The 26,602-nt window shown below is 61.4% G+C and carries 18 protein-coding genes and 1 pseudogene; 10 read left to right on the top strand and 9 right to left on the bottom strand.

Translation table 11 applies throughout. The features are described from left to right. Positions 1-5: 5 nt before the first annotated feature. Complete coding sequence (locus AB7M32_RS16625) at positions 6-1,427, bottom strand: aldehyde dehydrogenase family protein (RefSeq protein WP_454250595.1); 1,422 nt, start codon at positions 1,425-1,427, stop codon at positions 6-8. Positions 1,428-1,509: 82 nt separating this feature from the next. Further along, a complete protein-coding gene (locus AB7M32_RS16620; protein ID WP_454250594.1) occupies positions 1,510-2,958 on the bottom strand; it encodes an APC family permease in 1,449 nt (482 codons plus the stop codon). Positions 2,959-3,437: 479 nt separating this feature from the next. On the opposite strand from AB7M32_RS16620, the pseudogene AB7M32_RS16615 reads away from it, so the two are divergent. The 4 genes and pseudogenes from AB7M32_RS16615 to AB7M32_RS16600 all read left to right on the top strand — a co-directional run. Beyond that, positions 3,438-4,631 (top strand): annotated as a pseudogene (locus tag AB7M32_RS16615) (PDC sensor domain-containing protein); the annotation flags it as partial. Between the two features lie 102 nt (positions 4,632-4,733). Further along, a complete protein-coding gene (locus AB7M32_RS16610) occupies positions 4,734-5,489 on the top strand; it encodes a methyl-accepting chemotaxis protein (protein WP_371857821.1) in 756 nt (251 codons plus the stop codon). A 101-nt stretch (positions 5,490-5,590) separates the two neighbouring features. Continuing rightward, positions 5,591-6,760: an efflux RND transporter periplasmic adaptor subunit gene (locus tag AB7M32_RS16605; RefSeq protein WP_454250593.1), complete on the top strand. Its 1,170-nt coding sequence runs from the start codon at positions 5,591-5,593 to the stop codon at positions 6,758-6,760. A 3-nt stretch (positions 6,761-6,763) separates the two neighbouring features. Further along, complete coding sequence (locus tag AB7M32_RS16600; protein WP_454250592.1) at positions 6,764-9,859, top strand: multidrug efflux RND transporter permease subunit; 3,096 nt, start codon at positions 6,764-6,766, stop codon at positions 9,857-9,859. Positions 9,860-10,797: 938 nt separating this feature from the next. Here AB7M32_RS16600 and AB7M32_RS16595 read toward each other — a convergent pair. The 4 genes from AB7M32_RS16595 to AB7M32_RS16580 form a co-directional block, all read right to left on the bottom strand. Then, positions 10,798-11,646 carry an ureidoglycolate lyase gene (locus AB7M32_RS16595; protein ID WP_454250591.1) on the bottom strand — a complete coding sequence of 283 codons (849 nt, stop codon included), beginning with the start codon at positions 11,644-11,646 and terminating at the stop codon, positions 10,798-10,800. Between the two features lie 30 nt (positions 11,647-11,676). Then, positions 11,677-12,417, bottom strand: coding sequence for an SDR family oxidoreductase (locus AB7M32_RS16590; RefSeq protein WP_454250590.1), 741 nt, complete (start codon positions 12,415-12,417; stop codon positions 11,677-11,679). Then, complete coding sequence (locus AB7M32_RS16585) at positions 12,414-13,793, bottom strand: MFS transporter (RefSeq protein ID WP_454250589.1); 1,380 nt, start codon at positions 13,791-13,793, stop codon at positions 12,414-12,416. Before AB7M32_RS16585 ends, AB7M32_RS16590 begins: the two co-directional genes overlap by 4 nt. Before the next feature lie 325 nt (positions 13,794-14,118). Next, positions 14,119-15,057: a LysR family transcriptional regulator gene (locus AB7M32_RS16580; RefSeq protein WP_072404995.1), complete on the bottom strand. Its 939-nt coding sequence runs from the start codon at positions 15,055-15,057 to the stop codon at positions 14,119-14,121. 114 nt (positions 15,058-15,171) lie between these two features. Here AB7M32_RS16580 and AB7M32_RS16575 point away from each other — a divergent pair, with 114 nt between their 5' ends. The 3 genes from AB7M32_RS16575 (at position 15,172) to AB7M32_RS16565 (ending at position 18,541) form a co-directional block, all read left to right on the top strand. Further along, positions 15,172-16,353, top strand: a complete 1,182-nt coding sequence (locus AB7M32_RS16575) for a fumarylacetoacetate hydrolase family protein (RefSeq protein ID WP_454250588.1) — start codon at positions 15,172-15,174, stop codon at positions 16,351-16,353. Positions 16,354-16,400: 47 nt separating this feature from the next. Then, positions 16,401-18,185: an IlvD/Edd family dehydratase gene (locus tag AB7M32_RS16570; RefSeq protein ID WP_454250587.1), complete on the top strand. Its 1,785-nt coding sequence runs from the start codon at positions 16,401-16,403 to the stop codon at positions 18,183-18,185. Between the two features lie 137 nt (positions 18,186-18,322). Then, the gene (locus AB7M32_RS16565; RefSeq protein ID WP_003200762.1) at positions 18,323-18,541 is read left to right on the top strand and encodes a tautomerase family protein; all 219 of its coding nucleotides are present in this window, start codon (positions 18,323-18,325) and stop codon (positions 18,539-18,541) included. A gap of 134 nt (positions 18,542-18,675) precedes the next feature. Here the strand turns inward: AB7M32_RS16565 and AB7M32_RS16560 are convergent, their stop codons facing one another. From AB7M32_RS16560 to AB7M32_RS16550, 3 genes are all read right to left on the bottom strand, one after another. After that, the gene (locus AB7M32_RS16560) at positions 18,676-20,898 is read right to left on the bottom strand and encodes a TonB-dependent receptor (protein WP_454250586.1); all 2,223 of its coding nucleotides are present in this window, start codon (positions 20,896-20,898) and stop codon (positions 18,676-18,678) included. A gap of 111 nt (positions 20,899-21,009) precedes the next feature. Then, complete coding sequence (locus AB7M32_RS16555; protein ID WP_454250585.1) at positions 21,010-21,414, bottom strand: transcriptional regulator; 405 nt, start codon at positions 21,412-21,414, stop codon at positions 21,010-21,012. A gap of 26 nt (positions 21,415-21,440) precedes the next feature. After that, entirely contained in the window at positions 21,441-22,331 is an 891-nt protein-coding gene (locus tag AB7M32_RS16550; protein ID WP_454250584.1) for an HpcH/HpaI aldolase/citrate lyase family protein, read from the bottom strand. 602 nt (positions 22,332-22,933) lie between these two features. On the opposite strand from AB7M32_RS16550, the gene AB7M32_RS16545 reads away from it, so the two are divergent. Genes AB7M32_RS16545 through AB7M32_RS16535 form a run of 3 tightly spaced genes read left to right on the top strand, consistent with a single transcriptional unit; the run spans position 22,934 to position 26,563 of the window. Next, positions 22,934-24,328, top strand: coding sequence for an alanine racemase (locus AB7M32_RS16545; protein WP_454250583.1), 1,395 nt, complete (start codon positions 22,934-22,936; stop codon positions 24,326-24,328). A gap of 14 nt (positions 24,329-24,342) precedes the next feature. Further along, positions 24,343-25,386, top strand: coding sequence for a PLP-dependent cysteine synthase family protein (locus AB7M32_RS16540; RefSeq protein ID WP_454250582.1), 1,044 nt, complete (start codon positions 24,343-24,345; stop codon positions 25,384-25,386). Positions 25,387-25,414: 28 nt separating this feature from the next. Next, the gene (locus AB7M32_RS16535) at positions 25,415-26,563 is read left to right on the top strand and encodes an NAD/NADP octopine/nopaline dehydrogenase family protein (protein WP_454250581.1); all 1,149 of its coding nucleotides are present in this window, start codon (positions 25,415-25,417) and stop codon (positions 26,561-26,563) included. Positions 26,564-26,602: the final 39 nt, after the last annotated feature.

The following is a 26,602-nucleotide window of genomic DNA, read 5'->3' as shown; positions in this document are numbered from 1 at the left end:
AGTCCTCACTCTGTTTCACGCTTGCGTACGTACAACAGCTGCTGGCCGGTAAACTCCAGCAACCCTTCAAGGCCGAACTCGACGCCGAACCCGGACATTTTGCTGCCACCAAACGGCGTATTCGGCTGGATCTGCGCATGGCAATTGACCCAGGCCATGCCGCATTCCAGGCGACTGGCCAAGGCCTGTGCCTGCTCGCTGTCGCTGCCCCAGACCGACCCTCCCAGGCCCATATCGCCGGCATTGGCGCGGCGCAGGACATCCTCGACATCCTGATAGGCGATCAGGGGCAACACCGGACCGAACTGTTCCTCGTCCACCAGGCGCTGTCCGTCGGTCACATCGGCCACCAGCGTCGGCGGATAGAAAAAGCCCGGGCGGTCCAGCCGGGCACCGCCGCACAACACCCGCGCGCCCTGGGCACGAGCGTCCGCCACCAGTTCCTCAACCAGCATCAGCTGTTCGAGGTTCTGCACCGGGCCAAACGTGACCCCAGGCGCCAGGCCGTCACCCACCACCTGACGCCTGGCGATAACGGCCAGGGCCTCGGCAAAGGCCTCGTACTGGGATTGGTGGATGTACAAACGCTTGAGGGCGGCGCAGGTCTGCCCCATGTTCAGAAAGGCCGCCTGGAAAATGTCTTCGGCCACTGCCTCGACCGGCGTGCCGGGCAGCACGATGGCGGCATCGTTACCGCCCAGCTCCAGGGTCAGGCGCTTGAGGTTGCCAGCGGCGCCGCGCATCACGCTTTGGCCGGTGGCGGTCGAGCCGGTGAAGACGATCTTCTGGATGCCGGCATGGGCAGTGATCGCACTGCCAAAACCTTGTTCGCCGGTCACGCTATTGATCACGCCATGAGGGACATGGCGCGCGATGATCTCCACCAGGCGCAAAGTGCTCAGGGGGGTCAGGCTCGACGGCTTGCTGATCACGCAGTTGCCGGCCCGCAACGCCGGCATGATGTGCCAGACGGCGATCATGAATGGCCAGTTCCAGGGTGTGATCGATGCGACGACGCCCAACGGCTTGCGGTGCAGTTCAATACGCTGGCTCGGGGTCTCCTCCACCAACTCTACGGGGATCTGTTGTTCGGCGGCGTAACGCGTCCAGGCCACCGCGCCCATGACTTCGGAGAACGCCAGCTCCAGCGGCTTGCCCTGCTCCAGGACAATCAGCCGGGCCAACGACTCGGCGTCCTGCTCGATGTCCGCCGCGATGCTCAGCAGGCGCTGGCGGCGATCTTCATGGCTGCTGTATCGCCACTCGATAAAGGCCGACTGCGCCGCTTCGACGGCAAGGTCCAACTGGGCCAGGGAACCGGCCGCGCAACGGGCGAACACGGTGCCGGTCGCCGGATTGACCACGTCGAAGTGGCCGCTTTCGCCGTCGACCGGGGCCCCATTGATGAGCATTTGATAATCGTGCATAGCATCTTCCTTTCACGCGCTGCCGGACCGTCCCGAACGACAGCGCAGTTTTTTGTGTGGTTTGACGTGGTCGCGTGGCGCCCTAGAGCTTGTGGCTGCCCAACGCCATGAACCGCTCGGGTGAGGACTTGCGCAATCGGGCGGCGAGGAACACGCCCACAACCAGCGCGACGGGAATGACGGCGCAAAGGCCGTAGGACAACAGCTGGCTGGCGCCGGTCAGCACGTCGAAATGAATCACTGCAAGGACCAGGACCGCCAGCAATGCCAGGCACGAAAAGCCCGGAAGAATCCGACCGCGCCAGAGCCCCAGCTTCAACTCCGGGTGCGAACGGAAATAGACCCATACCGCCGCCGAGGTCAGGGCCATGAGCAGGATCACGCACAACGTGGCCAGGTTGGAGAACCAGGCGAACAATTGCAGGATCGGGTCGGCGTCCAGCGCGGCGAAGATCAGCACCACCACCGCTGCGATCAGGCTCTGCAGGACCGAGCCCATGTGCGGACTTTGGTGCACGCGGTGGGTGGTGCCCAACCGACTGTGCAGCAAACCGTCACGCCCGATGGCGTAGAAATAACGCGCCGCGGCGTTGTGGAACGCCAGCAACCCAGCGTAAATGCTGACCATGAACAGCACACGGATGATCTGGGTCAGGTGCGGGCCGACAAAGTGATCGGACATGCCGTAGATGAACGTGGTGGGATCCTGAAGCGCCTGCAAGGTCGGTACGATCTTGTCCGCGCCAACGCCAACCACCATCGCCCAGACCGACAGGGCATAAAAGCCACCGATCAACAGCACCGAGCTGTAGGTGGCGATGGGAATCGTACGGTGTGGGTTCCTGGCCTCCTCGCCGTAGATGGTGGTGGCCTCGAAGCCGATGAACGCCGCGAAGCAGAACAGCAAGCCGATGGACGGCGTGCCGCTGAACACATGGCTGCGATCGAACGAATCGAGATTGATGCCGCTGTCGCCACCGGTCTTGAGGATGGCGAAATCCAGCGTCAGGATCGCCAGGTACTCGGCAATGACCACCACCGACAGCACCCGGGCCGACAGGTCGATCTTGCGATAACCGAGAATCGCGATACTCGCCATCGCCAGGAGCGAATACGTCCACCAGGGCAAATCCAGGCCAAAGACACTGGCCATCGTGCCGCTGACCACGCCGCCGAACATGCCGTACAGCCCGACCTGGAGAATGTTGTAGGCAAACATCGCCAGCACCCCCGCCGCGCCGCCGGCCAGGCCACCCAGGCCGCGAGAAGTGAAGGCATAGAAACCACCGGCGTTGGTCAGGTGCCGGGACATGGCCGTGTAGCCTGCCGAGAAGGCCAGCAACACCAACAGCGCCAGGAGCAGCAACGCCGGCGTACCAGCGCCGTTGCCCAGCATGATGCCGATGGGGAAGCCACCGGCGATGACGCTCAAGGGGCTCGCTGCCGAAATCACAAAGAAGATGATGAAGCCGACGCCCAGGGCGCCGCGCTTCAACTCCGTCGAGCTGCTGATCGGGAAAGATACGCTCATTGTTCTTGACCTTATTGTATGAGGCAGTTGTTGCTGGATCGGAGACGGCCAGTTTCGCCGACGTCCAAAAGCTTATTGTTCTGCTTGCACGCTGGATTCGATGCTAGGCCCTTGCCAAAACCCTTCGCTATCCCAAAACGGCAGCATCCGAGGCGGCGCCCCAAAACAGGTCAGCCCAATGCTGTAACGCTGACCATGTCCCTGGACCAAACAACAAACTGTAGCGAGGGAGCTTGCTCCCGCTGGGCCGCGAAGCGCCCCCTCTTTTCTGGGCCTGCTGCGCAGTCCAGCGGGAGCAAGCTCCCTCGCCACAGGTTTTGTGTTTTCTTGGCGGAACCGCATTGCCCAACGCCTGGGCATAAAGGCTGCCGATTCGGGATAACCGGCAGGCGCTTCCTGCCGCAAGATAGCCTCGCCCGTCGCTCAAACAGTGCTGGGCACAGAACAATAAAAATCCCTAAGCGCAGGAAAATCTCAGCATGTTCTTCGCTCGTCTCTCTATCCAATGGCGGATCACGCTCCTGAGTGGGCTGTGCCTGCTGGCCGTCGTCGGAGCATTGACCGGTGCCTCCCTGTATCAGAACCAGCAAGGCGCAACACTGCTCAAGCAGCAAAGCAGCCAACTGCTCGGGCGCTCGGCCCTGGAAGGCCTGCAGGCACAGGCCCTGGCACACGGTCAGCGAGTGGAGCGCTTTTTCAGCGAAACCGCGATCTATGGGGAAGGTTTTGCCCAACAGGTCCTGCAACTGCGCGCCCAGGCGTGGAACGGGCGACTGACGCCAGGGCAACTGCGCCGGGACCTGATTGCTGCAACCCGCCAAGCGCTCCAGAACCGCGAAAAAATCCTTGGCTTCTACGTGGTGCTGTTTCCCGACGCGCTGGTTGGTGAAGACGCCGGTTTCATTGGCCAACGCGATCTTGCCGGCAATGAAAAAGGTCGCTTCGCCTTGTACTGGTCGCAAAGCCAACCCGGCCACTTGGTGCAGGAGGTGCTCAGCGAAGCCCAGATCAGCGCCAACACCGCACCACCGGGCAGCGAGCCGGCCAACGCCTGGTACGTCTGTCCGCAGACCCTGGGGCGCACCTGCGTGACAGAGCCCTACGCAATCGAGGTCGAAGGCCAGAAGACATTGATGAGCAGCATCTCCATACCGCTGCTGGACCAGGGCAACGTCATCGGCGTGGTGGGCATGGACATCAGCCTCGATACTCTCCAGCAACTGGCCGCCAGCCTGGCCAACGACCTGTATCCCGGCCACAGCGAGATCAATATTCTTTCCCCGTCAGGGCAAGTTGCCGGCCATAGCGGCACGGTTGACGGCACCTCGGTCGACGTTCGGCAAGCCGTGCAAACCGTTGCCGCCAATAGCCCCTGGCAATTGCAGATACGCGTACCTGAAGCCCTTGTGCAAGCACCAGCCCTGCACATGCAGGCGCAACTGGACGACAAGCATCTCCAGGCCAACTGGTTCAACCTCAGCCTGGGCTTGCTGGCTGCCGGCTTGGGACTGTTGCTCATCTGGCTCACCGCTTACGGCGTGACCCGGCCGCTGCTGAGGGTGGCGCATATGCTCGATGCGATTGTCGAAGGCGACGGCGACCTCACCCGACGCCTGCCCAACGACCGCCACGATGAATTGGGCCATCTGGCCAGGGGGTTCAACCGCTTCCTCGACAAGTTGCAGCCCATTATCCGCGATATCCAGCAAGCCTCCCTGGACACCCGCAACACCGCCGATACGTCAGCACAGGTGGCCCGGGAAGTCAGCGCCGGCATGCAAACGCAGTACCGGGAAGTCGAGCTGGCAGCGACCGCCTTGCATGAAATGAGCACCAGCGCCCAAGAGGTGGCTCGCCATTCCCACCAGGCGGCCGATGCCGCCACCGTCGCCGAAAGCGCCAGCCGATCGGGGCGGGAGTTGTTCGCCAACGCGGTCACCAGCATCGACAGCCTCGACCGGCGCCTGGCAACCACGCTCGAGCAAGTGCAGGCGCTGGCCGGCAACAGTCAACACATCGGCCAGGTGCTGGACGTGATTTGTGCCATTGCCCAGCAGACCAACCTGCTGGCCTTGAATGCCGCCATCGAAGCGGCCAGGGCCGGTGAACAGGGGCGCGGCTTCGCCGTGGTGGCCGACGAAGTTCGCCATCTGGCCAGCAACACCCAGAACTCGGTCGAGCAGATACGCACGGTGATCGAAGCGTTGCAACAGTTGAGCCAGGAGGTCGTGCACAGCACCCAACTGAGCCGCGAACAGGCCAGGGACAGTGTCGCTCAAGTCGAAAAGACCCATGTGGCGCTGCAACACATCACCGACGCCGTGGAAGTGATCGAACACATGAACCAACAGATCGCCAGCGCCGCCCTGGAGCAAAGCGCTGTCGTGGAAGACATCAGCCATCGCGTCAGCGACATTCGCGCAATCAGCGAAACCTTGACCAGCCGGATGGAAGAAGCGTCGCAGGCGAGCCACTCGTTGCATGCCATGGCCAACCATCAACAGCAGTTGGTGGGGCATTTTCGGATCTAGCGGCCTGTGCGCTTACACAATTTCACAGAGCGCCTACAAAGCTTCACCCCTGGCATTGGCTTCGATCCCTACCATGGGCGGCTCAATATTGGGGAAGCACCATGTCCAAGATTCCTTTCGTCACACTGGGTCTGTTGATCGGCGCGCTGCTGCTCAGTGGCTGTGATAGCGCTTCGAACCCGCAAGCCTCCGCCCCGCTGGCAAGCGTGCGTGTCGAAACGGTCCAGGCCCGGCCACTGTCGATCAGTAACGAGCTGAGCGGCCGGATCGCCGCGCCACGGGTCGCCGAAGTCCGGGCGCGGGTCGCCGGCGTGGTCTTGCAGCGGGTGTTTCACGAAGGCCGGGACGTCAAACAGGGCGAGGTGCTGTTTCGCATCGATCCGGCGCCGTTCAAGGCCGACCTGGACAGTGCCGAGGCGGCGTTGCGCAAGGCCGAGGCCAATGCGTTCCAGGCCCGCTTGCAGGCACAACGGTACGCCCAGTTGATCGACGACAAGGCGATCAGTGGCCAGGACTACGACAATGCCAGGGCCAATGTGCGCCAGACGGCCGCGGACGTCTCCGCCAGCAAGGCCGCGGTGGAACGGGCGAAACTGAACCTCGGGTATGCCACAGTGACCGCGCCGATATCCGGGCGCATCGGCCGAGCGCTGGTGACGGAAGGAGCCTTGGTCGGACAGAACGAAAGCACGCCGTTGGCGTTGATCCAGCAACTGGACCCGATCCACGCCGACCTCACGCAATCGACCCGCGAACTCAATGACCTGCGCCGCGCCTTTCGCGCAGGGCTTTTGCAAGCGGTCGGCCAGGGCCAGGCCAAGGCCACCTTGATCCAGGACGACGGCAGCCCTTACCCGCTGCCCGGCAAGTTGCTGTTCACCGACCTCAGCGTCGACCCGAGCACCGGCCAGATCACCCTGCGCAGCGAGTTCCCCAACCCCGACCTGGACCTGCTGCCGGGCAGTTTCGTCCGCGTGCGCCTGGAACAGGCGGTCAACAGCCAGGGCATCACCGTGCCGCAACGGGCCATCTTGCGCGACAGCGCCGGCATCGCCCAGGTGTTGCTGCTGGACGCCGAGCAGAAGGTCAGCCAGCAACCGGTGCAACTGGGCGCCGCGCAAAACGATCGCTGGGTCGTCACCCACGGTTTGAAACCCGGCGACCGCATCGTCATCGAAGGCCTGCAACACGCCCGTCCCGGCGAGCATGTCCGGATCGACGACTCTCCACTTCCCCTCGCCCAGGTTCCCGGGCCACAGGCAGGACACTAAGCCATGCCGCAATTTTTCATCGACCGTCCGGTATTCGCCTGGGTCGTCGCTTTGTTCATCCTGTTGTCCGGTGTCCTGGCCATCCCACAACTGCCGGTGGCGCAATACCCGGTGGTGGCCCCGCCACAAATCGAGATCTACACCGTCTACCCAGGCGCCTCGGCGCAAACCGTGGACGAAAGCGTGGTCAGCCTGATCGAGGAAGAACTCAACGGCGCCGACAACCTGCTGTATTTCGAATCCCAAAGCAGCCTGGGCAGCGCCACGATCACCGCGACCTTCCAGCCCGGTACCAACCCGGAACTGGCCCAGGTCGACGTGCAGAATCGCCTCAAAGCGGTGGAGTCACGCCTGCCGCAAGCGGTCACGCAGCAGGGCTTGCAAGTGGACAAAGTCTCCGCTGGCTTCCTGCTGCTGATCACCCTCACCTCCAGCGACGGCAAGCTCGACGACGTGGCCCTCAGCGATTACCTGGCGCGCAACGTGATGAACGAGATCAAGCGCCTGGACGGTGTCGGCAAGGCTCAATTGTACGGGGCCGAGCGCGCCATGCGGATCTGGATCGATCCGCAGAAACTCGTCGGTTTCAACCTGACCCCGGCCGATGTCAATGCCGCCATCGTGGCGCAGAACGCCCAGGTGTCGGCAGGCAGCCTGGGGGAGTTGCCGAGCCGCAGCACCCAGGAAATCACCGCGACCATCGTCGTCAAAGGCCAGCTCAACACGCCGCAAGAGTTCGCCGACATTGTGCTCAAGGCCAATCCCGATGGCTCGACGGTGCGCATCGCCGACGTGGCACGGGTGGAGATCGGCAGCCAGGAATACCAGTTTTCCACGCGCCTGAACGGCAAGCCGTCCACCGCAGTGGCGGTGCAACTGTCGCCGGGTGCCAATGCCCTGAACACCGCGACCCTGGTGCGCAACAAGATGGACGAGCTGTCGCGCTACTTCCCGGCCGGCGTGGAATACAAGATTCCCTACGACACCTCGCCGTTCGTCAAGGTCTCGATCACCAAGGTGATCTACACCCTCGGCGAGGCGATGTTGCTGGTGTTCGCGGTGATGTTCCTGTTCCTGCAGAACATTCGCTACACCCTGATCCCGACCCTGGTGGTGCCGGTAGCGCTGATGGGCACCTTCGCGACGATGCTCGCGCTGGGGTTCTCGATCAACGTGCTGACCATGTTCGGCATGGTGCTGGCCATCGGTATCCTGGTGGACGATGCCATCGTCGTGGTGGAGAACGTCGAGCGGATCATGGCCCAGGAAGGCTTGTCGCCCAAGGAGGCCACGCGCAAGGCCATGGGGCAGATCACTGGTGCGATCATTGGCATCACGCTGGTGCTGGTGGCGGTGTTCATTCCGATGGCGTTCATGCAGGGCTCGGTGGGGGTGATCTACCAGCAATTCTCGCTGTCAATGGCGACGTCGATCCTGTTCTCGGCCTTTCTCGCCCTGACCTTGACCCCGGCGCTTTGCGCGACCTTGCTCAAACCGGTCGCCCAAGGTCATCACCACGCCAAAAGCGGTTTCTTCGGCTGGTTCAACCGTGGCTTCGACCGCTTCGGCGACCGCTACCAGGGGTGGGTGGCCTATGCGGTGAAACGCAGCGGCCGTTATCTGCTGATCTACGGCGTGCTGCTGGTGGGCATGGGCCTGTTGTTCAGCCGCCTGCCCTCCTCGTTCCTGCCGGTGGAAGACCAAGGCTACACCATCACCGACATCCAGCTGCCACCGGGTGCGAGCAAAAACCGGACGGTGCAAGTGGTGGAGCAGATCGAAGCCCACAACGCCGGCGAGCCGGGGGTTGGCGACAGCACGATCATTCTCGGTTTCAGTTTTTCCGGCAGTGGGCAGAACGCCGCCCTAGCCTTCACCACCCTCAAGGACTGGTCGCAACGCGGTGCCGAGGATTCGGCGGCGTCGATTGCCGACCGCGCCAACCTGGCCCTGGGTCAAATCAAGGATGCCATGGCGTTCTCGGTGCTGCCGCCGCCCGTGGATGGCCTGGGCACCTCCAGCGGTTTCGAGTTCCGTTTGCAGGACCGTGGCGGACTCGGCCACGCCACCTTGATGCAGGCCCGCAGCGAACTGCTCGCCGCCGCCGAAAAAAGCCCGATGCTGATGAATGTGCGCGAAAGCGCCCTGGCGGAGGCGCCGCAGGTGCAACTGGAGGTCGACCGCAAGCAGGCCAATGCCCTGGGCATTTCCTTTGCCGATGTCGGCAGCGTGTTGTCCACGGCGGTGGGTTCGGCCTACATCAACGACTTCCCCAACCAGGGACGGATGCAGCGGGTGGTGGTCCAGGCCGAGGGCGACCAGCGCAGCCAGGTCGAGGACCTGCTGAAAATCCACGTGCGCAACAACAGCGGGAAAATGGTCCCGTTGTCGGCATTCGTCCAGGCCCGCTGGACCCAGGGACCGGCGCAATTGACCCGCTATAACGGTTATCCGGCGGTGAGCATTTCCGGCGAACCGGCACCGGGCTACAGCACCGGGCAAGCCATGGCCGAAATCGAACGGTTGGTGGGCCTGGGGCCGACGGGCCTGGGCCAGGAATGGACCGGGTTGTCCTTGCAGGAACGCTTGTCCGGCAGCCAGGCGCCGATCCTGTTGGGCCTGTCGCTGCTCGTGGTGTTCCTGTGCCTGGCGGCCCTGTACGAAAGCTGGTCGATCCCGACCTCGGTGCTGCTGGTGGTGCCACTGGGTGTGCTTGGTGCGGTATTGGCCGTGTCGTTGCGCGGCATGCCCAACGATGTGTTCTTCAAGATCGGGTTGATTACCATCATCGGCCTGTCGGCGAAGAACGCGATCCTGATCATCGAGTTCGCCAAGAGCCTGTACGACGAAGGCCACGACCTGATCGACGCCACGCTCCAGGCCGCACGCCTGCGCCTGCGACCGATCATCATGACCTCGCTGGCGTTCATCCTCGGTGTGGTACCGCTGGCGATTGCCACCGGTGCCAGCTCGGCGAGCCAGCAGGCCATCGGCACCGGGGTGATCGGCGGGATGATCACCGCCACGCTGGCGGTGGTGTTCGTGCCGGTGTTTTTCGTGGTGGTGATGAAGCGTGTCAGGCGTGTTGATCGGAAGTGAGGCCAGGCCGAGCCACCGCTATCGCGAGCAAGCCCGCTCCCACACTGGATCTTCAGCGGACACACTGTCCGCGTGCATCCGCAATCCCTCTGTTCTGTGGGAGCGGGCTTGCTCGCGAAGAGGCCAGCACATTCAACATCTTCATGGACTGTGACGCCGCCTTCGCGGGCAAGCCCGCTCCCACATTGGATCTTCAGCGGACACACTGTCCGCGTGCATCCGCAATCCCTCTGTTCTGTGGGAGCGGGCTTGCTCGCGAAGAGGCAAGCACATTCAACATCTTCATTGACTGTGACGCCGCCTTCGCGGGCAAGCCCGCTCCCACACTGGATCTTCAGCGGACACACTGTCCGCGTGCATCCGCAATCCTTCTGTTCTGTGGGAGCGAGCTTGCTCGCGAAGAGGCCAGCACATTCAACATTCTTCATTGACTGTGACGCCGCCTTCGCGAGCAAGCTCGCTCCCACACTGGATCTTCAGCGGACACACTGTCCGCGTGCATCCGCAATCCCTCTGTTCTGTGGGAGCGGGCTTGCTCGCGAAGAGGCCAGCACATTCAACATCTTCATGGACTGTGACGCCGCCTTCGCGAGCAAGCTCGCTCCCACACTGGATCGTCAGCGGACACACTGTCCGCGTGCATCCGCAATCCTTCTGTTCTGTGGGAGCGGGCTTGCTCGCGAAGAGGCCAGCACATTCAACATTCTTCATTGACTGTGACGCCGCCTTCGCGAGCAAGCTCGCTCCCACACTGGATCTTCAGCGGACACACTGTCCGCGTGCATCCGCAATCCTTCTGTTCTGTGGGAGCGAGCTTGCTCGCGAAGAGGCCAGCACATTCAACATCTTCATTGACTGTGACGCCGCCTTCGCGAGCAAGCTCGCTCCCACAGGGGCCTGAGGGGCCATAGATCAAACTGTGGGAGCGAGCCCAGCCATCAGTCCGCCTGCACCGTGACCTGACGCTGTTCGCCCAAGCCTTCGATTCCCAGGCGAATGGTCTGGCCCGGTCGCAGGAATACCGGGTCGGGCTTGATGCCCAAGCCGACGCCGGGCGGCGTGCCGGTGGAGATCACATCCCCCGGTTGCAGGCTCATGCAGCGGCTCAAGTAGGCAATCAGTTGCGGCACGCTGAAGATTAGCGTTCGGGTATTGCCGTTCTGGTGGCGGTGTCCGTCAACCTCCAGCCACAGATCCAGCGTATGCGGGTCGGCGATTTCATCCCGGGTCACCAGCCAGGGGCCGAGAGGGCCGAAGGTGTCGAAACCCTTGCCTTTGTCCCAGGTGCCGCCGCGCTCCAGTTGCCACTCGCGCTCGGACACATCGTTGATGACGCAGTAGCCGGCGACATGCTCCATGGCATTGGCTTCGTCGATGTAGCGCCCGCCTTTACCGATGACCACGCCCAGCTCGACTTCCCAATCGGTCTTGAGCGAGCCGCGCGGGATCTGAATGTCGTCGTTCGGCCCGCAGATGGCACTGGTCCATTTGTTGAAGATGATCGGCTCTTTCGGCACCTCCATGTTCGACTCGGCCGCGTGATCGGCGTAGTTCAGACCGATGCAGATGAACTTGCCGACCTGGCCGACGCAGGCACCGATGCGCGGCTGGCCGGCAACGAGCGGCAGGCTGCGCGGGTCGAGGGCGGCGAGCGCTGCCAAGCTGTCCGCGCCCAGGACCTGCCCAGCGATGTCCGGCACATGGCCGGAGAGGTCGCGCAGCTGATTGTCGGTATCCAGCAGCCCGGGTTTTTCCGAACCCTTTTCGCCGTAGCGCAATAGTTTCATGTCGTGCTCCTGCTCAAGTGAAGACCGATTTCAGAGGCTCATGCCACCGTCGATGACGTGAATGGTACCCGTGGTATAGGCAGAAGCATCGCTGCCCAGGTACACCGCCAACTGGGCGATCTCTTCAGTGCTGCCGATGCGCCCCATGGGCTGGCGGTCGAGGAACTGCCGATAGACCTGCGCCTCATCGACGCCCTGTTGCACGGCCTGATCGGCGATGCGCTGGCGCAGCGAAGGCGAGTCCACGGTGCCCGGGCAGATCGCGTTGCAGCGGATGCCCTGACTGACGAAGTCGATGGCGACAGCCTTGGTCAGACCCACCACCGCCGCCTTGCTGGCGGCATAGGCGAAGCGATTGGGCACGCCCTTGACGCTGGAGGCCACCGACGACATGTTGATGATCGAGCCGCCGCCACGGGCCAGCATCCCCGGAAGGAAGGCGCGGATCATGCGGTACATGGCCGTGACATTGAGGTCCATCGAGCGTGTCCAGGCTGCTTCGTCGCATTGCAGTATGTTGCCACTGTGCACATAGCCTGCGCAGTTGAACAGCACGTCGAGCCCGCCGATGCGCTCGCAGGCGGCGCTAATGGCGACGCTCGAGGTGACATCCAGGGGCATGGCGGTGACCTCTTCGATCCCCGCCAGCGCATGGATATCGATGTCCGTGGCAAACACCTCGGCCCCGGCCCGGGCGAAGGCAATGGCGCTGGCCAAGCCAATGCCCTGCCCCGCTGCCGTTACCAGAACGCGCTTGTTCTGCAGGTTCATGCGGTCTCCAGTTGCGCTGACGTGGCGGCGTGCTTGGGGGTCCTGCCGAGCATCGAAGCGGGGATGGCCAGGATCAGCCCGCCGCTGACCAAAAGACACAAGGCCAGTACATAAGTGCCGTTGTTGATATTACCCGTGAGGGTTTCGGCCACGGCGGTGATCATCGAGCCGGTGAAGCCCGACAGGTTGCCGATGGCGTTGATCATGCCGATGCCGGCGGCGGCGGCGACCCCCGACAGCACGGTGCCTGGCAGGGTCCAGAAAATCGGCATCAGGCTGAGAATCCCCGAAGCGGAGACGCTGAGAAAGAGCACCGACAGCACCAGATTGTCAGCGAAGAAGGCACTGAGGATCAGGCCGACGCCGCCAATGAATGCCGGGATCGCCGCATGCAAGCGCCGCTCACCGGTGCGGTTGGAGTGCCGGGCGTTGAGCAGCATCGCCACCACCGCCACCGAATAAGGGATGGCGGTGAGCAAACCGATGTGCAAGCTGTTGGTGATGCCGGTGCTCTTGATGATCGAAGGCATCCAGAACGCCAGGCCATAGAAACCGGTATTGAAGGTCAGCAGGATCAATACCAGCAACCACACCCGAGGGTTGAAGAACACTTCGCTCAACCGCGTGGCCTTGCCTTGGTTGTCGGTTTGCAGATTGGCCTTGAGCAGGGCTTTTTCCGCGACCGTCAGCCATTTGGCTTTGTCGATGTTATCGGCCAGGCAGACGATCACCACGAACGCCATGATGATCGACGGAATGCCTTCGATGAGCAGCATCCATTGCCAGCCCGACAGGCCATGCACCCCTTGCATGCTGTTCATCAGCCAGCCGGAGAGTATGCCGCCCAGGGTCAGGCTGACGGGCAGCGCCAGCAGGAACCCGGACATCACCCGGCTCTGCCGGTGGGTCGGAAACCAGTAGTTAAGGTAGAGGATCACACCAGGGAAAAAGCCGGCTTCGCAGATGCCCAACAGGAAGCGCAGCACATAGAACATCGTGCTCGATTCGATGTGGAAGAAAGCCGCCAGCGGCACGGTGTAGGCCACGGCCATGGAAATCACCGCCCAACTGAGCATGATCCGGGCGATCCAGAACCGTGCGCCAAAGCGATGCAGCAACAGGTTGCTGGGCACTTCGAAGAGGAAATAGCCCCAGAAAAACATACTGGCGCCCAAGGCATACACGGTGTTGCTGAATTGCAGCTCGTTGAGCATGTCGAGCTTGGCGAACCCGATGTTCACCCGATCGAGGTACGCTGCCATGTAGCACAACAGCAACACGGGCAGGATCCGCCAGATCACCTTGCGGTAGGTCCGGTCTTCGAAATCCGGTTCGCAAGCGGCCTGGGCGGGCAACGGCTCGGAGATGGTTTGCATGAGGTAACCCCTGATTGTTTTTATTGGGTCACGTCGAATGATTGACTCATCCGGCGATTGAACGAGGACTCTACTGTCGGGGATCGATTCTTCCCAATGGCATTTTTGGATTAGTCGATAACGTATTGTTATCGAGACTTGGGTTTGGCAAACGGGTTACTGCGTAGCCCAGCGGGAGCAAGCTCCCTCGCCACAGGGTTCAGTGCAAGCTGATCCGCCGCCATCGCGAGCATGTTCGCTCCCACAGGGGCGGGAGTGTGGCGAATCTTTCAGTCAACACAAAACAACTGTGGGAGCGAACATGCTCGCGATGGCGGCGGCACATTCAACCGCTCAGACGGGCGTTGTCCTTGAGAATCTCGGCGAACTCCAGCGCCGCACCTACCAGCGGTTCATCCTTTCGCGTGAGGATGCCGTAGTCCTGCGGCACCAGGTGTAGCGGGGTATCGAGGGTCTTGAGCTGGCCGCTTTCAAGCAACGGATCGACCATGGCATTGGGCAGCATGCCGATCATGGGCCCGCGTTGAAGCACCTGGAGAAAGGTCTGCATGGAAATGGTGTCGATGGTATTGCGCGGCATCCCTACCCCGGCCTCGGCGAAGGCCAGTTCCATGCGCGCACGGATCGGCGTGCCGACCGGGTAGAGAATCCACGGCAGGTCCACCAGTTGCTGCAGGGAGGTCGGCCCGGCGTTCGCCAGGGGATGGCGGTCATTGACCACGATGCAGAACGGTTCCGGGGCCAGGGGTTGGAAGTCGTAGCGCTGTTGCTGGCTTTGCTCGGTAAACCGGGCTACCGCCAGGTCGAGTTTTTTCTCTTCAAGCATCTTCATCAGATGGTTGCTGGTCTGCTCCACCACCTCGATGGACAGCAACGGCCAGCGTTGCTTGATCTGCAGGATCGCCTCGGGCAAGGCCACTGCCGTCGCGGCAAAGATACCGCCGACCTTGAGGTAGCCATGGCCGCCTTCGCGCAGGCTGCTGATTTGCTCGACGAACGAACGTGCATCGTTCAAGGCGATCTGCGCGTAACGCAGCACATGTTCGCCCAATGCGGTGGGCGGCATGCTCCGGGGGCGGCGCTCGAACAGAGCGAAGCCGAGCAGGCTTTCGATTTCCTTGAGCATCTTGCTCACGGCGGGCTGGCTGAGGTTCATCTGCTCGGCCGCCAAATGCATGTTGCAGGTGCGCCCCAAGGTATCGATCAATAACAGATGACGGAATTTGAGCCAGCCGCAGAAGCTGGAAAAAGACAGATCGGACATGGGCAATCCTCGGCGATGCAATAACCGGACGTTATCAGATACTGAATATATCTCATTGGAGTTCATCAACCGCGCGCCCTAGCTTGAAAGCTTTACGAACCAGGAAAACTGCCCATGTCGCTGATGCTTACTCCCGAGAACACCCTGCCCGTCGATGGCGTCGCCGGCACCCTCATCGGTCGTGCCTGGGTGCCTGGCCGTGTCGCCGGGCCTTCACCCGTCGTGCTGCGCAGTGATGGGGTGTTCGACCTGTCGGATCGTTTCGCGACCTTGAGCGATTTGCTGGAAACGTCCTCACCGTTGGCGGCGGTCAGGCAAACGCCCGGCACTTTCATCGCCAGCGTCGAAGCGCTGCTGGCCAACACCGGCATTCATGCCGATCCGGCCAAGCCGTTTCTGTTGCCGCCGCTGGACTTGCAAGTGATCAAGGCCGCCGGTGTGACCTTCGCCGCCAGCATGATCGAGCGGGTGATCGAGGAACAGGCAGGCGGCGACGCGGCAAGGGCCGAGGCGGTACGCGCCACCGTGCACAATGTGATCGGCGATAACCTGCGGGCGATCGTGCCGGGTTCCGAGCAAGCCATGCGCCTGAAAGCCTTGCTCATCGAACAGGGCATGTGGTCGCAGTACCTGGAAGTCGGCATCGGCCCGGATGCGGAGATCTTCACCAAAGCACCGGTCCTGGCCGCCGTGGGCAGCGGCAGCCAAATTGGCATTCATCCGATATCGCAATGGAACAACCCGGAACCGGAAGTGGTGCTGGCAGTAAACAGCCGTGGCCAGATCCACGGCGCCACCCTGGGCAATGACGTCAACCTGCGAGACATCGAAGGTCGCAGCGCGCTGTTGTTGAGCAAGGCCAAGGACAACAATGCGTCTTGCGCCATCGGGCCGTTCATTCGCCTGTTCGACGAGCACTTCAGCCTGGATGACGTACGCGCCTGCGTGGTCGACCTCCAGGTGCAAGGCGAAGATGGCTACCGCCTGCACGGTGCGAGTTCCATGAGCCAGATCAGCCGTGACCCGCAGGACCTGGCAAGCCAGACACTCAACGCCAACCACCAATATCCAGATGGTTTTGTACTGTTTCTCGGTACCCTGTTCGCCCCCACCGAAGACCGCGACCATCCCGGCAGCGGTTTCACCCACAAACGCGGAGACCGGGTCAGCATCAGCAGCCCATTGCTCGGCAGCCTGCATAACCAAGTGACCCACAGCTGCGACGCCGCCCCCTGGACCTTTGGCGTCAGCGCCTTGTTGCGCAACCTCGCCGCCCGCGGACTGCTGGGCCGCTGACGCTACGACCGTGATCGATTCATCCAATTACAAGAGAGACATGAATCATGAGTGACACGCCTAAACGCCGCCTGCGCAGCGAGCAATGGTTCAATGACCCGGCTCACGCGGACATGACCGCCCTGTATGTCGAACGCTACATGAACTACGGCATGACCCGCGAAGAGCTGCAATCGGGACGCCCGATCATCGGCATCGCCCAGACCGGCAGCGACCTGACCCCCTGCAACCGTCATCACCTGGAACTGGCCCAACGGGTCAAGGCCGGCATCCGTGACGCCGGTGGCATCCCCATGGAATTCCCGGTGCACCCGATCGCCGAACAGTCGCGTCGGCCCACCGCTGCCCTGGACCGCAACCTGGCCTACCTGGGCCTGGTGGAAATCCTCCACGGCTACCCATTGGACGGCGTGGTGCTCACCACCGGTTGCGACAAGACCACGCCCGCCTGCCTGATGGCGGCGGCGACCACCGACTTGCCCGCCATTGTCTTGTCCGGCGGGCCGATGCTCGACGGCCATCACAAAGGCGAGCTGATCGGCTCGGGCACTGTGCTCTGGCATGCGCGCAACCTGATGGCCGCCGGCGAGATCGATTACGAAGGCTTCATGGAAATGACCACCGCGGCATCGCCATCGGTGGGTCACTGCAACACCATGGGCACCGCCTTGTCGATGAACGCCCTGGCCGAAGCCTTGGGCATGTCGCTGCCCGGTTGCGCGAGCATTCCGGCGCCCTATCGCGAGCGCGGGCAAATGGCCTATGCCACCGGCAGGCGCATCTGCGAGTTGGTGCTGCAAGACATTCGTCCGTCACAGATCATGACCCGCCAGGCCTTCGAGAACGCCATCGCCGTCGCCTCGGCCCTGGGTGCTTCGAGTAACTGCCCGCCGCACCTGATCGCCATCGCTCGGCACATGGGCGTCGAACTGAGCCTGGATGACTGGCAACGGATTGGCGAGGACGTGCCGCTGCTGGTCAATTGCATGCCTGCGGGCAAATACCTGGGTGAAGGTTTCCATCGGGCCGGCGGTGTGCCCTCGGTCATGCACGAACTGCAAAAAGCCGGGCGCCTGCACGAAGACTGCGCCACGGTCAGCGGCAGGACCATCGGCGAAATCGTCAGCAGCAGCCTGACCAGCAACGCCGACGTGATCTATCCCTTCGATACCCCGCTCAAGCACCGTGCCGGCTTCATCGTGCTCAGCGGCAATTTCTTCGACAGCGCTATCATGAAGATGTCGGTGGTGGGCGAAGCGTTTCGCAAGACCTACCTGTCCGAGCCCGGTGCCGAGAACAGTTTCGAAGCCCGGGCCATCGTGTTCGAAGGACCGGAGGATTACCACGCCCGCATCGACGACCCGGCGCTGGACATCGACGAGCGCTGCATCCTCGTCATTCGCGGTGTGGGCACCGTGGGCTACCCCGGCAGTGCCGAGGTGGTGAACATGGCGCCACCGGCCGCGCTGATCAAACAAGGCATCGACTCCCTGCCCTGCCTGGGCGACGGTCGCCAGAGCGGCACCTCGGCGAGCCCATCGATCCTCAACATGTCCCCTGAAGCCGCCGTGGGCGGCGGCCTGGCATTGCTGCAAACCAACGACCGGCTGAAAGTGGACCTGAACACACGCACCGTGAACCTGCTGATCGACGACGAAGAGATGGCCCGGCGCCGACTCGAATGGACACCGAACATCCCACCGTCGCAAACACCCTGGCAGGAACTGTACCGGCAACTGGTCGGGCAATTGTCCACCGGAGGCTGCCTGGAGCCTGCCACGTTGCATCTGCGCGTGATCGCCCGCAGTGGCGAGCCGCGTCATTCGCACTGAGTCCAAGCGGTCGATTGTTCACGTACGTTGAATTCAGATGCCAATCCAGAAGGATTTATTCCACGGGCATAAAGGAGAAAGATGCGCGCCAGGGGCCATCGCCCCTGCCGAATCTTTCAACCCCACGGAGTCGATCCATGCCATTTGCCAACTACAAATTTCCCGAAGGAATCCTGGACCACGCCCGCAAGGAAGAGATCATCCATCGCACCACGGAAATGTTCGTCGAATACTTCGGCGAAGGGGTCCGTCCATTCACCATGGTCCTGGTCGAAGAGGTGGCAGACGGTGGCTGGGGGCGCGCCGATGAAACGCTGACGCTGGCAAAGATGGGGCTGCCTGCCAAAGGCCAATAATGCTGTTCGCTTAAGGTTGGTCTGGCCACAGGTTCATCGTTTTTCCTAAGTGAACAGCATTACCTTATATAGAAGAGATCGGGAAAGAAAAGTGAGAGGGGTGACCCTGTGCTAGAGCCACCCCTCGCCATGCCTCAGAAATCCACTGTGGCCGACAATTGCAATGTGCGCGGAGAACCTGGGGAGAAGGCGCCGTACGAGGCGACCCCCGACCAGTACTCGCGATCAAAGACGTTCTGAACCGTGGCTCGGAAAGTCGTCGGTCGACCTTCGATCTTGGTGGCGTAACGAGCACCGGCATCGAAGCGGGTCCAGGCATCCAGCTCCTGGGTGTTGGCCTGGTTCACGTATTGGCTGCTGGTGTAGATCGCGCCGCTGGTGAGGGTAAAGCCTTCCACCCAAGGGGTGTCCCATTCAGCCCACAGGTTGGCTTGCACGTCTGGCACGCCCACCGGCTTATTGCCACGGTTGGCCGCTGTGGCGGAATCCGTCAGCTCACCGTCGAGCAATGTCACGCCCCCCATCAAACGTGTGCCGGGGGCCACTTCGCCGAACACGCTCAGCTCCACGCCACGGTTGCGCTGTTCAGCCTGTACGGAGAAAACATTGTTCGCACCGAGTTCGCCACTGGGCTTCTCGATCTGGAACAGCGCCAGGGTGGTCATGAACGTGCCGTGCTCGTACTTGACCCCTATCTCATGCTGCTTGGATTCATAAGGTGCAAACGTTTCGCCGGAATTGGTCGCGTTGGCTGGGGCGGCGTCACCTTTACTCAGCCCCTCGACATAGTTGTAGTACAGCGACACGTCCTCCCAGGGTTTGACCACCACGCCGACCATCGGGGTCGTGGCACTGTCGTCATAACGGGAACTGACCGAGCCAGTCTCGCTGTAATTGCGTGACTCGACGTTCTGCCGGCGCAACCCCAAGGACAGTTGCAGACGGTCATCCAGTACCGACAAGGTGTCGGTCAAGGCGAAACCGGACAATTGCGACTCGGAAACGCGTAACACCCTGGGTGCATCGATGGCCGGCTTGGGCACGTCCACCGGGTGATAAATGTTCGAGGGGATAACTGCCCCCCGGTTGATGCCCCGGGACAGCTCATCCTGATAAGTGCTCGCCATCAGCGTGGTCGTGTGGCTGACAGGGCCGGTGTCGAATATCCCGCGGATCCCCACGTCGGCTGTCGAACGGTCCACGTTGAATTTGTAATACCCCGGCCTGTTGGTGATATCGCCTGCACTATTGATGATATCTGGCACCTGGTCGGACATTCGCTTGACGTCCGAACGACCGCCACCGGCGTGGGCAAACACCGTGACCGCGTCCGTCAGGTCGTATTCGCCACCCAGCAAGGCCGACTGCTCCTTGGTGTCGGACCAGCCCCATTTCTGTGACGCATTGGTACGACCGTTGGGGGCCGATGGGATTTCAACGCCAGGCGCGACGGTGAAGGGTCGCGAGGCGCCGTCAAAGCTCTCTTTCTGGCTGATGAAGTCGAGGTTCAAGCGCAAACGCTCGCCCCGATAATCCAGGGCGATAGCACCGATGTCGAGTTCGCGTTCCTGGTCGTCGATGGCCGTGTCGCCCCCCTCGAGGCTGCCGTTGAAGCGCACGCCGAACTGGTTTTCCGAGCCGAATCGACGGCTGACATCCAGATGCCCGCCCACTTGGGAATCGGACGCGTAGCTGCCGGTAAAGCGCGTCAGGTCTTCGTCCAACGGACGCTTGGGAACGATATTGATCACCCCGCCCACCCCGCTGTTTGGAGAAATACCGTACATCAGTGCACCCGGCCCCTTGAGCACTTCGACCCGTTCGGCGTAGTCGGTGAACACCCGGTAGTTGGGTGCCACGCCGTATACGCCGTCGTAGGCCAACTCGCCGAGGTTGCCCTCGCCGATGGGAAAACCACGGATGAAAAACGAATCGACGATGCCGCCCACCTGCCCAGTCGAGCGCACCGAAGGGTCTCGTTGCAGGGCGTCGGCCACGGTCACGGTTTGCAGGTCGGCCAGGGTCTTTTCGGTGTAGCTGGTCACGCTGAACGGTGTGTCCATCACGTCCTTGTTGCCCATCATCCCCAGGCGTGCACCACGCGCCACCTGACCGCCGGCCAGCGCCGGCGGCAGTGCGCCTGGGTCGTTGTGGGTGCCGCTGATGGTGGTGGCGTCAAGGGTCAAGCCTTGCCCGTTGTCCTTGGAGACGTCCAGGGTTTTATCGGCGGCAGGCGCCTGTTCGGGGGTTGCCGCCCAGGCGGTGGCGCTTCCTGCGACCAGAATGAAACTCAGCGTGGCGCTCCGAATCGCGAGGGATAACGCAGACTCACCACAAGGTCGACGTGCAACAGACATGGCTTAAGGATCCTTTCCAACGAGAGAAAATGGTAATCACTCCTATTGCCAGTCGACCTGCGGAAAAGTATCACCTCCCTGGGATTATTTTTTCAGACTGCACCGGATCCCTCAGGCATACAGGCGTTCCAGCGGTATCGCGACAACGGGCAGGGCCGGGTCGAACGCGTGCCGCGTGGTCTTGTAGGGGAACAGCTCGCCCCGGGCGATGGTGCTGAAAATCCGAGCCACCTCGAACGCCTTACCGGTCTGCCAATGCCGCACACACACCCGCGGATCCGCGTAGTCGAGCTGGATGCACGGGACCCGCTTCAAGCCCAATTGCAACGCCGCATTGAAGCGATGATTGCCGTCCATCACGATGCCTCGCGAACGCTCGACGATGATCGGTTCCAGCCAATGCCCGGCACGGATGATCGACTCCCGCAGCCATTGCACATTGGCCGGATCGACCTGCTCCGATTGCAGCACTTCGCACAGCGGTCGCAGCGCAATTTGATAACCCTGGTGTTCCATGGCGAATCTCCTGGTCGGCAGCGGGTTCAGCAGGCGTCGGCCTTGGCGGGCACCGCGTAGAGGCTGGCCACGTCCAGCAGGCGCTGGGCATGTTCGATGAGCGGCAGATCCACCATCTCGCCGTCCACCTGCACCGCATGGGAGCCGCTGGCCACGGCACGCATCACGCGATCGGCCCAGGCCAGTTGACCCGCATTGGGCAGGAAGGCCCGCTGGACCGTGTTCAATTGCGCGGGATGGATACACAGCTTGGCGCCAAAGCCCAGGGACCTTGCGTAATGCGCATCGTGGTTGACCATCGCCAGGTCGCTGATGGCCGGTGTCACACCATCGATCGGCGCAGGCAAACCGGTCGTGCGCGATGCCAGCACGATCCGATTGCGAGCGAACAGAAACGCCTCGGGCACCTGGCTGCAGTTGATGTCGAGGGAAAAATCCAGCGAACCGAACGCCAGGCGCGACAGCCCGGCAATGCCGGCAATCGCCTCGACCTGCTGCAAGCCCTTGGCCGTCTCGATGATGGCGACGATCTGCAACTCGGGCTGCCACGACAGCAACTGCTCGACCACTTGGCACAAGGCCTCGCCGTACTGCGCCTTGGGCAAGAAAATCCCCGCGCAACGCTCGGGATAGCGCATGTCTCCCAGCCATGTCAGGTCTTGGCGCAGGAAGGTGCTGTCAACGCTGTTCAGGCGGATGTAGCGCTGGCAAGCAACACTCGGCACGCTTTCCTGCCAAGCCCAAATGGCCGCTCGGGCCGCGGCTTTGCTGTCGGGATGAACGGCATCCTCGAGGTCGAGAATGATCGCATCTGGCGTCGCGTCGACCGCCTTGGCGAACCGTTCGGGGCGGTTGCCGGGAACGAACAGGTAGCTGATGGGAAGCGTGGCGACGGTATGGGGACGTTCAGTTGTCATGGAGCTCTCCTGGGGGTGCGTCAATGGTGATCAGCGAAAATTTCATGTACCTCAGGCAGGGAAATCCCGGTCTCGGCTGCGGCCTGTTCCAACGCTCCTTAATTCCTTTTCCATCAAGGCATTAAGGTATTTCTTCAACTGCGCAAGAACGCTTACAAGCACCTGCAAACAAGCGTTTATGCACGCTCGTTCAGCGAGTAATTATTTAAAATTTTTGAAAACCTTACTTGATAATCGTTCGCGTTAGCAATATGGTTCTCGCCATCGAGCTGATGCAAGCCAATCTTCAAAGGAAGTTTTCGTCATCACAGGAAGTGCATAGCAATGATGTCATTTGAATGCCAGTCATTGGCTGTTTAACACGGACCCGCCATCCGTCGATGGCGGCTATTCCGCTCTTCGGACAAACCTTAGGGAATGGGTTTCTTATGCCGTATTTCGTGAAATATTTATTACGTCCGGCCTGATGAATTTATCGTCAGGCTTGGTTTGGCTTACACCGCCAAATACTGAAATTTCTTACGCCTGAAAATTTACATCTGTCTCGACAACAGCGGTTGTCGAACTATGAAAAATGGCATGTTCGACGCCAGGGGTTAACTATGCCTAACGTTTCTACGCCACTATCCAACAACCGAACCAAAGTGCATCAACCCACACTATTGACGCCTCTACTCGACCCGGCGATCGGACAATTTATTCATGATCATCCACAAAGACTTATAGAACTTGTTTCACAACATGGATCGCCCCTCAACCTGATGTGGCCCCACGCATTTAAAGCCAATACGGCAGCGCTGCAGAGCGTGTTGAAGAAGTACGACGTGAATCACCTCATCCTCTATGGCGCCAAAGCCAACAAGTCCCAATGCCTGCTTCGCGCGGCAGAAGATTTAGGCATCGGCGTCGATGTGTCGAGCATCCACGAGCTGAATGCCGCCCGGCGCGCCGGCACGGCGGGAGCGCTTTTGTGCGCAACGGGGCCGGCCAAAACGGCTGTTTTCCACCGGGCACTGGTGGAGGCCGGTTCACTGATTTGTGTGGATTCACTGGAAGAATTCGCTCATCTCAAAACGCTGGTGAAAACCACACGCCCTCCCCTACAGGCCAGGGTTTTACTGCGTTACCGGCCGCTGAGCTGCCTGGCGAGCCGTTTCGGAATGGGCACCGATGACTTGCTGGAGTGCCTGCGACAATTGACCGAAGAAGGCGAACATTTTCACTTCGAAGGTTTCCATTTCCATCTGGGCGGCTACGGGTACGAAACCCGGGTACAGGCCTTCCGTGAGGTGACCGCCTTTGTCGAGGCGGCGCACGAGATGGGCTTGAATCCCAGCATGATCGACATGGGTGGAGGGCTGCCTATTCGTTATGTCGATCCCGAGATCTATAACAGTTTTCTGCAAAACGACAATAAACCCTCTCATTACTACAACCATTCAGTGCCCGAGTCGTTTTATCCCTATGGCGGCAGTTTGACGGCCAGCCAGTGGTTGGAACTTTTCCTGGAATCCGATCATTCATCCGATCATTCCATAGCGAATTACTTAAAGTCGCGCAATATCACCTTATCGTTGCAGCCTGGTCGTAGCCTGGTGGATCAAGCCGCCCTCTCGGTATTTCGAGTGACCCGCACCAAAAAGCTGGCCGACAATAAAACCGTGATCTTCGTCGAGGGTAGTAGTTTCAGTGCGTGTGAAACCTGGTTCGCGTCTGAATATCTGGTCGATCCCATCTTGATAAGCGCAACGCAATCGCCCCACAGCCCGACTCAAGCATATATCGCCGGCCATAGCTGCCTGGATGATGACGTCATCAGTTACCGACTTATCAACTTCGAATATTTACCCCAGCCCGGCGACTTATTGATCTACGCCAATACCGCCGGCTACCAGATGGATTTGCTGGAAAACGAATTCCATCGCCACCCCCTACCCCGTCGATTAATGGCGACTTGTTGTACACAAGGCCACTACGCGTTTTCACCTGACTACTAAAGGGAGTACTTCACATGATACTTAATAAAGTTTCCGATCTGATCGGTAATACCCCCATGCTGGGCATTGATATACCCGACACTCATGCCAGGCTGTTGCTCAAGATTGAAAAGAACAACCCCGGCGGCAGCATCAAGGACCGCATGGCGCGGAACATGGTACTGGCCGCGCTCAAGTCCGGACGCTTGAAGCCCGGCGGCGTGGTCGTGGAGTCCTCTTCCGGCAACACCGGCATCGGCCTGGCCATGGCCGCTGTCGAGTTCGGCCTGCATTTTATCGCCGTGGTCGACCACCACGCCGCCCAGGACAAGATCGCCGTCATGAAAGCGCTGGGCGCCGACGTTCGATTTGTCGCCGGCCACTATCGCGAGGATGAAGTCGCGGTAGTCGAGCGCCAACGGATGGCTGCCGAACTCGCGGAACAGATCCCGGGAGCGGTGTTCATGAACCAGTCGGACAACGCCGCCAATGCCGGCGGCTATAGCGACTTCGTGCGCGAAACCATTGCCCAGGTGGAAGGCAAGGTCGGCGCCTACGTCGGTTGTGTCGGCACCGGCGGCTCAATGACCGGCATCGCCCGCGGACTGAAACTGCACAACCCCGACACCGTGACCGTCGCCGTGGAACCCGCCGGTTCCATTGTCTTCGGTCATCCCGGCTATCCGTACTATCAATCCGGCACCGGTACCCCGGCCGGCGACACCGTGGGCCTGGTGCTCGACTACAGCTGCATCGACCTGGGCGTCCAGGTCACCGATTCCCAAGCCTTCGAAACCGCCCGCTATATCGCGCGCAACCTGGGGCTACTGGTGGGCGGCTCGACCGGCGGGGCGATTTTCAAGGCCTTGGAATTCATTCACAAAGGTGTGCTGACCGGCAATGTCGTGGTCCCGATCGCCGACGGCGGCGAGAAGTACCTGCACACCGTGTTCGACGATCGATGGCTGCAAGAGCGCGACTTGCTCGACCCAGGCGTCGCCGTGCAACTGGACGGCTGGCTGGGCAAGACCCAATGGCTGGAATCCAGTTCTGCGCCGCTGCAATTGAGTGTCGCATGACCCTCCACCCACACAGGAACGCCTCTTCATGAACGTGCTGAAAGTCGCCATTTGCGGCGGTGGCAGAACCGGCCATCTCAATACCGTCCTGTTCAAGCAATTGCCTGATGTCCAGGTGTCGCTGCTCACCAGCAATCAGGACATCGTCGACCACCACGCCTGCCACCCCCCCATGCAGGCGCTGATGCCGGATGGTTCGACGCTGAGCGCGCGGCCGGACCGGGTGACCACCGAGGCAAAAGTCGCCGTCGAGGACGCCGACCTCGTCATCATCACAGTGCCGGCCCATGCCCGGCCGCAGGTCCTGCAGGACATCGCCCCGCACCTGAGCACAACCAAGCCGGTGTACGTCGGCGCCATTCCAGGCTTCTGCGGTTTCGACTGGCTGGCCCAAGCCACACTGGCGGACAAACCAAACCTGGTGATCTGGGGCATGAAGGACGTCCCGCACACGGCGTTCGACCTGAAACCCGGACGCTCGGTAAAGATGGGCGGCGGCAAAAGCCAGCTGTATGTCGCCACCCACGCCCGGGAAACCCAGGCGTCGCGCCAGCAGCTCCAGCAAATGCTCAGCAGGCTGTACGGCCCTTGCGTGACCCTGCTCGACCATTACCTGGAGATCACCCTGACCCCAGGCAATCCGATCATGCACAGCTCGGTGATCTATGGCTTGATCGGCCCTTACGGCCAGTGGCACCGCAAGATCTTCCCGCAACGCCTGTGCTGGTGGACCGAGTGCCCGGAACTGGGCGCCTATTTCCTCGAACGCATGGATGAAGAAAGCCAGAACCTGTGCGCAGTCATCAGCCAGCGCATGGGCGTGGACCTGTCCTCGGTCAAGTCCTTGAAACAGGAGATCGTCGAGGCCTACGGCGAGCAGATCCGCGACCGCAGCAGCATGCTATCGATCCTGCGCACCAACCGGGCCTACAACGACATCCTGGCGCCCATGGTGCCGGCCGACGGCAACCGTCCCGGGTATGTGATCGAGCGCCAGAGCCGAGCCTTCAATGAAGACGTCGCCTATGGCCTGGTCCTGCTGGTGGAAATGGCCAAGCGCTTCGAACTGAAAGTCCCCTACATCGAGGAAGTCCTGCAGTGGAGCATCGCCTACATGGAAGGCTTGCGCGACTCGGCGCTGGACTACTTCCCGACCCACTGGCCGCGTTCGGCCTGAACCGGGCTTCACCCTCTTCTTATTCATCGACGAGCAGAT

It is taken from the genome of Pseudomonas sp. R151218B TE3479 (assembly GCF_053629195.1).
Note: the sequence above shows the minus strand (reverse complement) of the source record. Positions and strands in the feature narration are given on the sequence as shown.